The following is a 13,119-nucleotide window of genomic DNA, read 5'->3' as shown; positions in this document are numbered from 1 at the left end:
CCCCGGCCTTCTTCAAACCGCCTTCAAAAACCCTCGCAGCACGAAGGCGATCGCCCCCAGCACAAGAATGCTGACGGCCCAGAGCCCCACGAACCAGAGTAGCCGCCGCCCCCACATCAGTGATAGCCGCTCTCGCCCGTCACCTTCCCGCGGAATAGCCAGTACACGTAGCCGGTATAGGCGAGGATAATCGGGATCAGCACCGCGGCGCCCACCAGCAGGAAAGCCTGCGAGGAGGGCGGCGCAGCGGCCTGCCAGATGTTGAAGGCCGGTGGGACGATCATCGGCCACATCGAGATGCCCAGCCCAACATAGGAGATGCCGAACAGGGCCAGGGCGAGGAGAAAGGGCCGCACATCCGCCATGCCGCCCTTGCCAGTGTCCTCGCGGAGGGCATGGAAGAAGCGCCATACAAGGAAGGCGACCAGAACGGGCACCGGCAGGGCATAGAGCAGGTGCGGAAAGGTCAGCCAGCGCTCGGCGAAGGCCGGTTGCAGGAAGGGCATGATGGCCGAGACGAGCGCGATGGCCCCCACGGTGCCGAGCGCGAAAGGCCAGGCCAATGCCACGGCGCGGTGGTGCAGCGCCCCTTCCGTTTTCCACAGCAGCCAGCAGGCGCCAAGCAGCCCGTAGCCGACGATCAGCGCCACCCCGGTCAGCACCGAGAAGGGGGAGAGCCAGTCCCACCAGCCCCCCGCATAGGCGCGGCCCTGCACCTCGATCCCCTGCACGAAAGCGCCGAGCGCGATGCCCTGGGTGAAGGCGGCGACCATCGAACCCCAGGAGAAGGCGCGGTCCCACCACATCTGCTGCGTCTCGTTCTCCGCCCGGAAGCGCATCTCGAAGGAGACGCCGCGGAAGATGAGGGCGAGCAGCATAAAGATCAGCGGCATGTAGAGCGCGGGCAGGACCACGGCATAGGCCAGCGGGAAGACCGCAAGCAGCCCGCCGCCCCCCAGCACCAGCCAAGTCTCGTTCCCGTCCCAGACGGGGGCGACGGAGTTCACCGCCACGTCCCGCTCCGCCTTTTCCTGCAGAAACGGGAAGAGAATGCCGATGCCGAGGTCGAACCCGTCCATGCAGACGTAGAAGAAAACAGCCAGTGCGATCAGCACCGCCCAGATCAGCGGTAGCCAGAAGGGCCAGCCCGTGAGTTCCATGGCCTGTTCCATCGCCCCTACTCCGCCGGGGCCGGCTGCGGGCCGGGATCGGCGCCGGCCGCCACCGAGGGGCCCGGCGTGATGCCGGCGCTGCGGATCGGCTGGCCCTGGGGTGGCGCGCCCTCATGGTGGCGTGGGGTCTGCTGGAACAGTTTGAACAGGTACCAAATGCCCGCCCCGAAAACGAGGAAGTAGACCACCGCGAAGGCTGCGAGCGAGGTGGCCACCGCCGGAAGGGCAATGGGCGAGACGCTGTCCGCCGTGCGGAGATGGCCATAGACGGTGAAGGGCTGCCGCCCCGCTTCCGTCACGATCCAACCCGCGGTGACGGCGACCAGACCGGCCGGCCCCATCGCGATCGCGGCCCGCAGCAGCCAGGGCGTGTTGTAGAGCCGCCCGCGCAGCCGCATCACGCCGCTTGCCAAGCCGAGCGTGATCATCAGCAGGCCCAGTCCCACCATCACGCGGAAGGCGAAGAAGACGAGGGGAATGTTGGTCGGCCAGTGATCGCGCGGGATGTCCTTCAGCCCGCGCACCTCTCCGTTCCAGTCGTGGGTGAGATAGAGGCTGGCGAGGTTGGGGATGCCGATCGCCAGCCGCGTCCGCTCCTGCTCCGCATCGGGGATGCCGAAGAGGATGGCGGGCGCGCCGCGCTCCGTCTCGAAATGCCCCTCCATCGCGGCCACCTTGGCGGGCTGGTGCTCATGGGTGTTGCCACCGTGCAGGTCACCCAGCACGGCCTGTACGGGCGCCACGATCAGCAGCATCCACATGGCCATGGAGAACATGACCTTCGCGCGCGGATTGGGGCCGCCCTCGGTCGCCTCCTGGCCGCGATCCGCGCCGGCGCTGCCGGGGGAGGGACGGTGCGGCTCCTCCGCGCCCTGCACCAGCGTGCGGCCGGGGTCCTGGAACCGCGGGGCGGAGGCGCTGTCCATCCCGGCGTCGCGCACGGGGGCGCGGTGCTGCCGCTCCCGCAGCAGGTGCCAGGCGCCCACCGCGCCGACGATCAGGGCAGTGGTGAGATAGGCGCCGGTGACGGTATGGGCGAGGCGATAGGGGAAGGAGGGGTTGAAGATGATCGCCCACCAGTCCTCGGGCATGAAGCGCCCGTCCGGCGAGACGCTGAAGCCCTGGGGCGTGTGCATCCAGGAATTGGCGGAGAGGATCCAGAAGGCCGAGAAGAAGGTGCCGATGGCAACCAGCGAGGTGGCGAGCATGTGCAGCCCCTTGCCCACCCGGTCCATGCCGAACAGCATCACGCCAAGGAAGCCGGCTTCGAGGAAGAAGGCCGTCAGCACCTCGTAGCCCATCAGCGGCCCGATCACCGGCCCCGCCTTGTCCGACAGCACCGACCAGTTGGTGCCGAACTGGTAGGACATCACCAGCCCGGAGACGACGCCCATGGCGAATGCCACGGCGAAGATCTTCAGCCAGTAGCGGAAGGTGTCGAGATAGACGGCCTTTCCCGTCCAGAGCCACAGCCCTTCCAGCACGGCGAGGTAGCTTGCCAGGCCGATGGTGAAAGCCGGGAACAGGAAGTGCCAGACCACCACGAAGGCGAACTGAAACCGCGCGAGGTCGAGCGCGCTGGGTAAAAGGGCATCGATCATCACGCGTAGACTCTCCTTGCACAGAGAGTGGGCATGAATCGTGCGGGAACCAAGCGTTCCCGCACGATTCACGCAGCCTGGGAGATCACCCGCCCGTGCTCCACCTCAAGCCGCATGACACCGACGACGGAGCGGAGATTGCCTGCAACGAGATGCACCATCCCCTCCGGCAGCGTGACGCCGATCTCCACGCGCATCACCTGACCTTCGCACGCTGCGCGGAAGCGCTCCGGCACGAGGTCACGCTTGGCCAGCGGCTGGAGGAGGCGCGGCAGGAGGCCGGGAGACGGATCCGCGCGCAGAAGGTAGCGCACGCAGAGGGTGCGCTCGGCATCCTCGGTCACGGGGGCGGCAACGGGCGCCTGCAGCAGGGCGCCGGGAACGGAGTCGAACATGAGAAGGGCATCTTTTCCGAAGGAGGGCGGGGGCGGCTTGCCCGGCCGCCCGCCCGCGCGACGCAGGCAGAAGCCTGCGCGCCGGTCAGGCGACCGGGCGGCTAATTCGGCGCATTCGGCGCCCGCTCATGCTTCGGAAGAACAACATGTGGTCCACACTATGCGGCCGGCGACGGAGCGCAAGCCCCATTGATCGGGGCAGGCATGCGCCCTGCGCAGGGATGGATCGCTATTCGGCAGCAGCGGCCTGGAGCTGCGCGGCCTCGGCAGCCTCTTCCTCCGGCGTCTTGCGCCAGGGGGAATTGATACGGATGCCATCGGCCTCGAAGCGCGCCTGAATGCGGCGATACAGCTCCCGCGTCACCGGCCAGCGCTGGGAGGGGTCGGTCTTCATCCGGGCACGCATCACCACGCCCGTCTCCAGCAGCTTGTCCACGCCCATCACGTCGATCTCGTCCCGCGTCGCGCTCGCCCAGCGCGGCTCGGCCCGCATCTCCGTGGAGATCTCCTTCAGCACCTTGGCGACCCGGTCCGTGTCCTCGCCATAGGGGAGAGAGACGTCCACCACCGCGAAGGCGAAGTCGCGCGTCATGTTGGTGACGAAGGTGACGGTGCTGAAGGGGATGATGTGGACCGCGCCATCCAGCGCGCGCAGCCGGATGCTGCGGATCGAGAGCTGCTCCACCACTCCGGTCATGCTGGCGATGGTCACCGTGTCGCCCACCGCGACCGCATCCTCCAGCAGCAGGAACAGGCCGGTGATCACGTCCTTCACCAGGGTCTGCGAACCGAAGCCGATGGCGACACCGACGACACCGGCACCGGCGATCAGCGGGGCCACGTTCACTCCGATCTCGCTCAGCACGTTCAGCGCCACGAAGACCAGGATCACGATGAACAGCGCCGTCCGCAGCATGGGCAGCAGCGTGCGGATCCGGGCAGAGCGCGCGGCCTGGGTATCGCGGGACAGCTTGGTCAGCCGCCGCTGGATGGCCGCGTTCGTCACCTCCCACACCGTGACGGCCGCCAGGATCGTCAGCCCCACCGAGACCACGCTGCCGACCACCCGCGCGCCGAGCTGCCCGCGCCCGAACCAGGCAAAGGCCTCGATCCCCCAGGTCTCCAGCAGGAACAGCAGCGCGATCACCACCACGATGGTGGAGATGACGCTCTTCAGCACGGGCAGGTAGCGATTGGCCCGCAGCTCCAGCCCGGGATAGCGCTTGGCGAGGTCCGGCGAGATGCGGAAGCCGCGCTCCAGCAGCCGCCGCAGCCCATAATCCGCCAGCTTGGCGACGCCGAGCACGGCCAGGGTCAGCGCGCTGGCCCGCAGCAGCCGCTCGAACCCGTCCCGCACCTCCAGCGCCCAGACGCCCCAGAGCGCGAGGAGATAGAGGATGGCCAGCACGTGCCAGACCTCCGCCAGCCGGTCGCGCAGGGCGCGGAACAGGCGGCGGGAGCGATCGGGGTGGTCGCCCGGCTTCAGTTCCGGCGCGCGCAGCTTGTCCGCCACCACATGCCGGTTCTGCATCACCACGATGATGAGGAAGAGCGAGACGATCAGCAGGCAGATGCGCGAGATCGCATCATACACCGCCCAGGGCACGCCGAAGAGCAGCCCGGCTTCCGCCACCGCCCAGCCCACCACCAGCACGGTGACGATGCGTCGCAGCCAGATGGTGATGTAGGCCGCCGTCTCGTCATGCATCGGCACCAGCCGCAGATGCGCCGAATTGGGCGAGAACAGCATGCGGGAGGTGACCATCACCGCGCGGATGGCGATGTAGGCGTTGTTGGCCAGCAGCAGCACCAGCTCGGTCGTCGGCAGCGGCTGCACCGCGCGGATCAACCCGTAGGAGATGATGGCGAAGGCGCCCACCGGCAGCAGGTCCAGCACCAGCCGTCCGAGGACGAAGGGGATGCGCCGCAGCCAGGTCCAGAGGTTGGCGCGCTCGGGCGCATGGGCATCCAGCTTGTCGCGCAGGCGGACCAGCCCGCGCCAGACCACCCATTCGGCCAGCAGGCCCAGGCCGAAGAGCAGGGCGAGCTTCCAGGAGGCATCCACCACCCGCGCCTGCGTTACCGGATCCCGCGCGACGCCGGAGGCCCAGGAGACGATATTGGGCAGGTCCGTCATCGCGTTCGCGCCGGCGACAATCTGGTCCGACAGCGCGGCCAGCCGCTGAGAGGCTCCCATCAGCAGCTGCGCGCCGAGCGTGTTCGGGGCCAGCAGCCCGGCCTCGGCCTCGGCAGGCGGGGTGGCGGGCGCTGCCGGGGCTGCGCTTCCAGCGGCAGGCGCGGAGGCGCCGGGCGTGGCGGCGGCAGGAGCAGGCAATGCGCGAGAGGCGGCCGAGAGCGCCTCGAGGTTCCGGATCAGTTCGGCCCGCCGGCCATCGTCGCGCAGCACGCCAAGCAAGCGGTCCGCTTCCGAGACGGCCGGAGCAGCCGTTGCCGGTGCCGCTGGGGCAGGCGTCGGCGCCTGGGCGCGGGAGGGCGCGGCGAAGAGCAGCGCCAGCAGGACGAAGAAGGTTGAGGTCAGCCGCATGGGACGGGGTTGGACCCCACCCGGTCCGCCAAGGTCAAGCATCTCACTGGTTCCGCCGGTTGCGGCGGCGGGCGCCACATGATTGTGTCCGGCCATGCCCCCCGCCCCGCGCGCGGCCCGGTCGGCCGAAGCCGGCCCGCGGCTCAGTATCCGGCTCGACCTCGGCAACGGCCTGCGGATCGGCCCGGGGAAGGTGCGGCTGCTGGAGGAGATCGGCCGCGTTGGCTCCATCTCCGCGGCTGGGCGGGCGCTCGGCATGTCGTATCGCCGCGCTTGGGAGCTGGTGGAGGCGCTGAACCGAGGTCTCTGCCAGCCGGTGGCGGAGACGGCGGCGGGCGGCGCGGGCGGTGGCGGCGCGAGGCTGACGCCGCTGGGCGAGGCGGTGGTGGCGGGCTACCGCGCCATCGAGGCGGAGGCGAACGCCGCGGCGGCCACCCGCCTGGCCGCGCTGGCGCGGCGCGAAACGGGCTGAACCTCGCGCGCAAGCGATCAGCCCCTGCCTTGTTTCAGCCCCTCTGCGACGCGATCTCCCCTGGATGAGCATTTCGGACACCGGCACGCTCGAGGCGGCCAAGACGGGGGAGGGGGCAATCCGCTTCCCCTTCCACAACTCCTATGTCCGCCTGCCCGATCGTTTCCGCGCCCCGCTGGACCCGACCCCGGTCGCGGCGCCGCGCCTGCTGAAGCTGAACGCGGCCCTGGCCGTCCGGCTCGGCCTCGATCCCAACGCGCTGGCCACGCCTGAAGGCGCCGCCATCCTGGCCGGCAACCGGGTGCCCGAGGGCGCCGAGCCGGTCGCCACCGCCTATGCCGGCCACCAATTCGGCAACTTCGTCCCGCGCCTCGGCGACGGCCGCGCCATCCTGTTGGGCGAGGTGGTGGCACCGGACGGCAAGCGCTTCGACATCCAGCTCAAGGGCTCCGGCCGTACCCCCTTCTCACGCGGGGGCGATGGCCGTGCTGCAATCGGGCCGGTGCTGCGCGAATACCTGGTGAGCGAGGCAATGGCCGCGCTGGGTATCCCGACCACCCGCGCCCTCGCCGCCGTCGCCACCGGCCAGCCGGTGATGCGCGAGACGCCGCTGCCCGGCGCCGTGCTCACCCGCGTGGCCTCCAGCCATATTCGCGTCGGCACCTTCGCCTTCTTCGCCGCCCAGGGCGATGCGGAAGCGCTGAAAATCCTGGCCGACCACGCCATTGCCCGACATGACCCCCAGGCGGCCGAGGCCCCGAATCCCTATCGCGCCTTCCTGGATGGCGTGATTGCGCGCCAGGCCGATCTCGTCGCGCGCTGGATGCTGATCGGCTTCATCCACGGCGTGATGAACACGGACAACACCTCGGTCTCGGGCGAGACGATCGATTACGGCCCCTGCGCCTTCATGGATGCCTACGACCCCGCGACGGTGTTCAGTTCCATCGACCAGTACGGCCGCTACGCCTATGGCAACCAGCCTCGCATCATGCAGTGGAATCTCGCCCGCTTGGCCGAGACGCTGATCCCGCTGCTGGCGGAGGACGAGGAAGCCGCGCTGGCCTCAGCGAAAGAAGTGCTGGCTGGCTTCGCCCCGGCTTTCGAGGCCACCTATCTCGGCGGGCTGCGCGCCAAGATCGGCCTGCCCGGGGATGAGATGGGCGACGTCGCCCTGGCCGGCGACTTGCTGAAGCTGATGGCCGAGAACGGGGCAGACTTCACCCTGACCTTCCGCCGCCTCTGCCGCGCGGCGGAGGCGCCCGAAGGCGATGCCGCGCTGCGGGCGCTCTTTGCCGATCCCGCGGCGATCGACCCCTGGCTCGCCCGCTGGCACGCCCGTCTGGAGGAGCGCGGTGGCGACCCGGCCGCACATGCGTCCGCCATGCGCGCCATCAACCCGGCCGTGATCCCGCGCAACCACCTGGTGGAGGCCGCGCTGCAAGCCGCCGCGCAGCGCGACGACCTCGGGCCGTTCGAGGCGCTGCTGGATAGCCTGGCCCGGCCCTTCGAGGACCAGCCCGGCGCGGACGAACCGCCTGCCGCGCTCGAAAGCCCCTACATGACCTTCTGCGGGACCTGAAAAAGAAAGGCCGGGGGAAGGAATTCCCCCGGACCCCTATCTTTTTCTGCAAGTTTTCTGAGGTGCGCCCTGTCCGCTGGCGCACCAGCCAAGCAGACAAAAAGAAGATGGGAGTTTGGGGGAATTCCTTCCCCCAACCTTCCCTCTACATTCCGCCGATATAGTTCGGCCCGCCGCCACCCTCGGGCGTGCGCCAGTCGATGTTCTGCGACGGGTCCTTGATGTCACAGGTTTTGCAGTGGACGCAGTTCTGCGCGTTGATCACCAGATGCACGGCAGCGTCACCCGCTTCCGTCTGCGCGCCCGCACCCGTCGCTTCCGCATCGGGCGTGCCGCGCAGCTCCCGCTCCGCCTCCGGTCCCACGGCCTCGTACACGGCGGCGGGGCAGTAGCGGCTTTCGGGGCTGCGGAACTGATCCCAGTTCACGCCCTTCCAGCGCGTCGGCTCGCGTAGCACGAGATGCGAGGGCTGGTTCTCCTCGTGGTTCGTGTTCGAAAGGAACACGGAGGAGAGGCGGTCGAAGGTCAGCTTCCCATCCGGCTTCGGGTAGACGATGCGTTCGGCCTTCGAGGCGGGCTTGAGCGTCTCGTTGTCCGCGTGGTGCACCCAGGTCCAGGGCGCCTTGCCGCGGAAGACATAGGTGTCGAGCGCGGCCGCAGCCATGCCGCCGAAGAAGCCGAATTTGGAGAAGCCGGGCCGGATGTTGCGGACCGAATGCAGCTCCGCCCAGACCCACGACTTGCGGATGGCCTCGGGGTAGCTCTCCAGCACCTCCGGGCGCTCGTCCTGCGCCAGCACGGCGGCGATCGCCTCGGCCGCCACCATGCCGCTTTTCATCGCGGTGTGCGTGCCCTTGATCTTCGGCACGTTGAGGAAGCCGGCGGTGTCGCCCACCAGCATCCCGCCCGGGAAGACCAGGCGCGGGATGGACTGCGCGCCGCCCTCGTTCAGCGCGCGCGCGCCATAGGCGATGCGCTTGCCGCCCTCGAGCATCTTGCGCACCGCCGGGTGTGTCTTGAAACGCTGGAACTCGTCGAACGGCGAGAGCCAGGGATTCGGGTAGTCCAGCCCAACGACGAAGCCGATGGAGACCAGGTTCTCGCCCAGCATATAGAGCCAGGAGCCACCATAGGTGTCGCTCTTCATCGGCCAGCCCGTGGAGTGCCACACCAGCCCGGGCGTGTGGTTCTCCTTCGGGATCTCCCACAGTTCCTTGATGCCCAGCCCGAAGGTCTGCGGCTGGCAGTCCTTGCGCAGGTCGTACATGTCGAACAGGCGCTTGGTGAGCGAGCCGCGGCAGCCCTCGGCGAAGACGGTGTAGGTGGCGCGCAGCTCCATGCCTGGCTGGAAGTCCGGGCCTTCCTTGCCCTCCTTCGTGATGCCCATCACACCGGCGACGACGCCCTTCACCACGCCGTCCTCAACCACGAGGTCGGAGGCCGCAAAGCCCGGGTAGATTTCGATCCCCATGGCCTCGGCCTTCGCGCCGAGCCAGCGGCACACATTACCGAGCGAGACGATGTAGTTACCGTGGTTGTTCATGGCCGGCGGCGTCGGCAGCTTGAAGGCGCGCTTCTCGGTCAGGTACATGAAGCGGTCGTCGCCGGCCGGCGTCATCAGCGCAGGCGGGTCGTCGCGCCAGTCCGGGAACAGCTCGTCCAGCGCCCGCGGCTCCAGCACCGCGCCCGACAGGGTATGGGCGCCGATTTCCGAGCCCTTCTCGACGAGGCAGACGGTCGCGTCCGGGGCCACCTGCTTCAGCCGGATGGCCGTGGCCAGGCCGGCGGGGCCGCCGCCCACCACCAGCACGTCGAATTCCATGCTCTCGCGTTCGGACACGGGCTCTCCTCCTGATCTGGGCATGGATGTAGCGTCGCCTCCCGCCTTGCGTAACCCGTCATTCCCAACGCGGCCATTGCGCGATGCGGCGCCTGGGGGCGATACCCCTTTCATGGAGCTGGACGAGGCCGAGACAGCGGCCCTTCTCGCCGCACTGGATTTGCAGATCGCCTGGGGCGCCGACGAGGCGCTGGACGAGGCGCCGCTCGACCGTACCCTCCCACGCCCTGCCATCGTCCCTGCCGCTGCAGCCCCTGCCGCAACGCCCCCGGCATCGCCCGCCATCCCGGCCCGCCCGGCCGCATCACCGACAGCGCCACCGGCCGCCGCCTTCGCATCCTCCGCCCTCCGAGCCGGGGAACTCGCGGCCGGCGCCGACAGCCTGGACGCCCTGCGCGCCGCCCTGGCTGCCCTCGATCACCCGCTGCGCGAGACGGCCGGGAACCTCGTCCTGGCGGATGGCGTGGCAGAATCCGGACTCGTCCTGGTCGGGGAGGCGCCGGGCGCGGATGAGGACCGGCAGGGCAAGCCCTTCGTTGGCGTCTCGGGCAAGCTGCTGGACCGGATGCTGGCCAGCATCGGGATCGAGCGCGCTCGCAACGCCTATCTGACCAACATCCTTCCCTGGCGTCCGCCGGGGAACCGCACCCCCACGGATGCGGAGATGAACCTCTTCACCCCCTTCGTGCTGCGGCACTTGGCGCTGGTCCGGCCCCGGCACATCGTCCTGCTGGGAGGGACGGCGGCGAAGGCCCTGCTGCGCCGGAATGAAGGCATCACCCGGCTGCGCGGGCGCTGGCATTCCCTGGATGTCCCGGGCCTCGGCCCGGTTCCCACCCTGGCGACGCTTCACCCCGCCTATCTGCTCCGCCAGCCTGCCGGAAAGCGCGACGCTTGGACGGACCTGCGGCTGCTGCGGCGGGCGTTGGATGCCGACATGGCCGATGAACCGAAGGGCTGAGCGCGGTCATGAACGTATCGTGAAGACCGAATTCCAGCTAAGTCTTTGATATCCGGAGTCACGGCCCCCGGCGCTCGCGCTCCATTTGCTTGCCCTGGCCGGGGCGCGCTTCTAACCCTGCCGGCCCATGCGAGCTTCCCCCCTCGGGCTCGAACGCCGTCCCCCACGGCGAACGCGCGCGATGCGGGTGGTCCTGATGCTGGCGCTCGCCCTGTGCGCGCCCGCTGCCCAGGCCGCCCGTCATCCCGTGCCGGAGAGCACATCCCGGCGTGAGCAGGCCCTGCCACGCGACCCCGGCCGTTCGGTCCGCCACGCCCCCGCGAGGGCCGAGCTGGCGCGCGCGCCCCTGCGTGCTGCGCCGCGCCAGCTTGTGCGCAGCCCGGTCCGTCCTGCGCCTGCCCGCCTTGCCGGCCGGTCGTCCGCTGGCCGCGCCCCGATCGACACGACAAGGCGCGAGCCGGTCCTCGTGCTCCAGCGCGGCGCCATCGGGGCGCTCGGACAGGACATCTCCCGCGCGCTGCCCCGCGGCGCGTCCACCCGGCTCGCCGCCGCATCCCTCCGGCCGGCTGCCAAGCCGTCGGTGCGCGCGGTCCCCAACTCGTCGCACCTGGTCGAACCCGTCTCCTTCGGCCCCGCCGCCTCCACACGGCTGGCGGAGATGGTCACCCCGCAGGAGATCGCCCTCTCCTTCGCCCGCACGCCGCTCGCCGGCGTTGCCCCCGCGGCCCCCGGGCTTCGCCAACCCCTTGCCCCGTCCGACGCCGCCCGCCTTCGCCGCATCTTCGAGCTGCAGGCGCGCGGCGAGATGGCGCAGGCCATGCGGGAATCCGAGCGCCTCGACGACCGCCGCCTAATCGGCCATGTGCTGGCCGACCGCTGGCGCGGGGGACCGAACGTGGGCGGGGTGGAACCCACCATCGCCGAGCTGCGCGCTTGGCTGGTGGACCATTCGGACCACCCGGACGCCCAGCGCCTGCACGCGATGCTTGTCGCCCGGCTGCCGCGCGGCGCCGTCGCCCCGCCGCTGGCCGGAGAGCCGGCCGCGGAGGAGGTGCCCGCCCCCGGCCAGGAGGTGCCGCCCGAGGAGCGCGAACCGCCGGCCGCTCGCGCTGCCCTGGTCCGCAATCCCTCCCTCGACCGCACCGTGCGCGAAATGGCGGGGCGCGGGGACGTGCAGGACGCGCTGCGCCACATCGCCGGGACCCGCGGCATGACCCCGGCCTATGCCGCCGCGCTGCAGGCCGATGTCGCGCAGTCCCTGTTCACCACCGGCAAGGACCAGGACGCCTTCCGCATCGCCTCCCAGGCGGCCCGCGCCCCGGGCGCGCCCGCCCAGGCGGCCTTCATCGCGGGCCTCTCGGCCTGGGGCCTCGGCCAGTACGAGACGGCGCTGCCCTATTTCGAGACCGCGGCCCGCAACGAGGCGGCCCCCGCCGTGCTGCGCGCGGCCGCCGCCTTCTGGACCGCCCGCGCCGCCGTTCGCGCCCGCCGCCCCCAGGGCTATGTGCCTTGGATGCTGCAAGCAGCGCAGGAGCCGCGCACCTTCTACGGGCTGGTTGCCCGCCGCGCCCTCGGCCTGCCCCCCGGCTTCGCCTGGGAGGGCAGCGACGTGGCCGGCGAGGCGGAGGGCGCCGCCCTGGCCGAGACGGCCGGCGGCTGGCGGGCGCTCGCCCTTATCCAGATCGGCCAGAAGGCGCGGGCCGAGGCGGAGCTTCGCCGGCTTTGGTCGGTCGCGGGCGGCAATGCCAACCTGGCGCGCGCCATGCTCGCAGCCGCCACGGGCGCGGGTATGACGGAGCTGGCGACGATGCTTGCCTCCCAGGCGCAGGCCGCCGATGGCCGCCCGCGCGACCTCGCCCGCTTCCCCGTGCCGCGGCTGGAGCCGCAGGGTGGCTGGCGGGCCGATCCGGCGCTGATCTACGGCCTGGCCCGGCAGGAATCGAATTTCGATCCCGATGCCGTCTCCCCCGCCGGTGCACGCGGGCTGATGCAGGTGATGCCGGCCACGGCCGCCTTCATCACCGGCGACGCATCCCTGCGCGATGGCGGCCAGCGCCGGCTGCATGATCCCGGCCTGAGCCTGGAACTCGGCCAGCGCTACCTCCTGCATCTTTCCACGCAGGAAAACGTGAAGGGCGATCTGATCCGTCTGCTTGCGGCCTACAATGCCGGCCCGGGCAACCTCTCGCGCTGGATGCCGACGAACAGCCACCGCGAGGATCCCTTTCTTTTCATCGAGAGCATCCCGTTCAACGAAACGCGCGCCTATGTGCAGCGCGTGCTCGCCTATTCCTGGATCTATGCCAGCCGCCTCGGCCTGCCGGCGCCGAGCCTTGATGCGCTGGCGGCAGGAAGCCCACCGCGCTTCCTGGGCGTTGAGGAACTAGCGCGGCTCGTGGCCCGCAACCGCGGGGTGCGCTGAACGCGCGTTCCATGCGTTATGGACAGAAGGCCCGGACGGATCACCCGTCCTCGCCACAACCGCGGCCCCCTGGCGCTGCGGACCGAGCACGCGCATGTGTGGCCGGTCCTGGTTGGGGAGGCAGGGGTC

Annotated in this window: 10 protein-coding genes; 4 read left to right on the top strand and 6 right to left on the bottom strand. The window is 70.3% G+C overall.

Annotated elements, in window-relative coordinates:
* Positions 1 to 12: 12 nt before the first annotated feature.
* The 5 genes from ACVBD7_RS15690 to ACVBD7_RS15670 all read right to left on the bottom strand — a co-directional run bounded on the left by ACVBD7_RS15690 (position 13) and on the right by ACVBD7_RS15670 (position 5,713).
* A complete protein-coding gene (locus ACVBD7_RS15690) occupies positions 13 to 117 on the bottom strand; it encodes a DUF2474 family protein (RefSeq protein WP_458094168.1) in 105 nt (34 codons plus the stop codon).
* A complete protein-coding gene (cydB, locus tag ACVBD7_RS15685; RefSeq protein ID WP_458094167.1) occupies positions 117 to 1,172 on the bottom strand; it encodes a cytochrome d ubiquinol oxidase subunit II in 1,056 nt (351 codons plus the stop codon). Before cydB ends, ACVBD7_RS15690 begins: the two co-directional genes overlap by 1 nt.
* Before the next feature lie 5 nt (positions 1,173 to 1,177).
* Complete coding sequence (locus tag ACVBD7_RS15680) at positions 1,178 to 2,773, bottom strand: cytochrome ubiquinol oxidase subunit I (protein ID WP_458094166.1); 1,596 nt, start codon at positions 2,771 to 2,773, stop codon at positions 1,178 to 1,180.
* 68 nt (positions 2,774 to 2,841) lie between these two features.
* Positions 2,842 to 3,168 (bottom strand): hypothetical protein, encoded by a 327-nt coding sequence (locus tag ACVBD7_RS15675; protein ID WP_458094165.1) that lies wholly within the window; start codon positions 3,166 to 3,168, stop codon positions 2,842 to 2,844.
* A 229-nt stretch (positions 3,169 to 3,397) separates the two neighbouring features.
* A complete protein-coding gene (locus ACVBD7_RS15670) occupies positions 3,398 to 5,713 on the bottom strand; it encodes a mechanosensitive ion channel domain-containing protein (RefSeq protein ID WP_458094164.1) in 2,316 nt (771 codons plus the stop codon).
* A 94-nt stretch (positions 5,714 to 5,807) separates the two neighbouring features.
* On the opposite strand from ACVBD7_RS15670, the gene ACVBD7_RS15665 reads away from it, so the two are divergent.
* Positions 5,808 to 6,185 carry a winged helix-turn-helix domain-containing protein gene (locus ACVBD7_RS15665; RefSeq protein WP_458094163.1) on the top strand — a complete coding sequence of 126 codons (378 nt, stop codon included), beginning with the start codon at positions 5,808 to 5,810 and terminating at the stop codon, positions 6,183 to 6,185.
* 64 nt (positions 6,186 to 6,249) lie between these two features.
* Positions 6,250 to 7,767: a protein adenylyltransferase SelO gene (locus ACVBD7_RS15660; protein WP_458094162.1), complete on the top strand. Its 1,518-nt coding sequence runs from the start codon at positions 6,250 to 6,252 to the stop codon at positions 7,765 to 7,767.
* Positions 7,768 to 7,912: 145 nt separating this feature from the next.
* Here ACVBD7_RS15660 and ACVBD7_RS15655 read toward each other — a convergent pair whose 3' ends face one another.
* Positions 7,913 to 9,631 carry a 4Fe-4S dicluster domain-containing protein gene (locus tag ACVBD7_RS15655; protein WP_458094161.1) on the bottom strand — a complete coding sequence of 573 codons (1,719 nt, stop codon included), beginning with the start codon at positions 9,629 to 9,631 and terminating at the stop codon, positions 7,913 to 7,915.
* Positions 9,632 to 9,719: 88 nt separating this feature from the next.
* Here ACVBD7_RS15655 and ACVBD7_RS15650 point away from each other — a divergent pair, with 88 nt between their 5' ends.
* Both ACVBD7_RS15650 and ACVBD7_RS15645 read left to right on the top strand, forming a co-directional pair.
* Complete coding sequence (locus tag ACVBD7_RS15650; RefSeq protein WP_458094160.1) at positions 9,720 to 10,568, top strand: uracil-DNA glycosylase; 849 nt, start codon at positions 9,720 to 9,722, stop codon at positions 10,566 to 10,568.
* 181 nt (positions 10,569 to 10,749) lie between these two features.
* Positions 10,750 to 12,990 carry a transglycosylase SLT domain-containing protein gene (locus ACVBD7_RS15645; RefSeq protein WP_458094159.1) on the top strand — a complete coding sequence of 747 codons (2,241 nt, stop codon included), beginning with the start codon at positions 10,750 to 10,752 and terminating at the stop codon, positions 12,988 to 12,990.
* Positions 12,991 to 13,119 lie beyond the last annotated feature (129 nt).

It is taken from the genome of Roseomonas sp. WA12 (assembly GCF_054165765.1).
Note: the sequence above shows the minus strand (reverse complement) of the source record. Positions and strands in the feature narration are given on the sequence as shown.

What these genes read in the sequence shown, in the direction of transcription:
- ACVBD7_RS15690 (WP_458094168.1), bottom strand. Translation starts at nt 117, where the DNA reads ATGTGGGGGCGGCGGCTACTCTGGTTCGTGGGGCTCTGGGCCGTCAGC.
- cydB (WP_458094167.1), bottom strand. Translation starts at nt 1,172, where the DNA reads ATGGAACAGGCCATGGAACTCACGGGCTGGCCCTTCTGGCTACCGCTG.
- ACVBD7_RS15680 (WP_458094166.1), bottom strand. Translation starts at nt 2,773, where the DNA reads ATGATCGATGCCCTTTTACCCAGCGCGCTCGACCTCGCGCGGTTTCAG.
- ACVBD7_RS15675 (WP_458094165.1), bottom strand. Translation starts at nt 3,168, where the DNA reads ATGTTCGACTCCGTTCCCGGCGCCCTGCTGCAGGCGCCCGTTGCCGCC.
- ACVBD7_RS15670 (WP_458094164.1), bottom strand. Translation starts at nt 5,713, where the DNA reads ATGCGGCTGACCTCAACCTTCTTCGTCCTGCTGGCGCTGCTCTTCGCC.
- ACVBD7_RS15665 (WP_458094163.1), top strand. Translation starts at nt 5,808, where the DNA reads ATGCCCCCCGCCCCGCGCGCGGCCCGGTCGGCCGAAGCCGGCCCGCGG.
- ACVBD7_RS15660 (WP_458094162.1), top strand. Translation starts at nt 6,250, where the DNA reads ATGAGCATTTCGGACACCGGCACGCTCGAGGCGGCCAAGACGGGGGAG.
- ACVBD7_RS15655 (WP_458094161.1), bottom strand. Translation starts at nt 9,631, where the DNA reads ATGCCCAGATCAGGAGGAGAGCCCGTGTCCGAACGCGAGAGCATGGAA.
- ACVBD7_RS15650 (WP_458094160.1), top strand. Translation starts at nt 9,720, where the DNA reads ATGGAGCTGGACGAGGCCGAGACAGCGGCCCTTCTCGCCGCACTGGAT.
- ACVBD7_RS15645 (WP_458094159.1), top strand. Translation starts at nt 10,750, where the DNA reads ATGCGGGTGGTCCTGATGCTGGCGCTCGCCCTGTGCGCGCCCGCTGCC.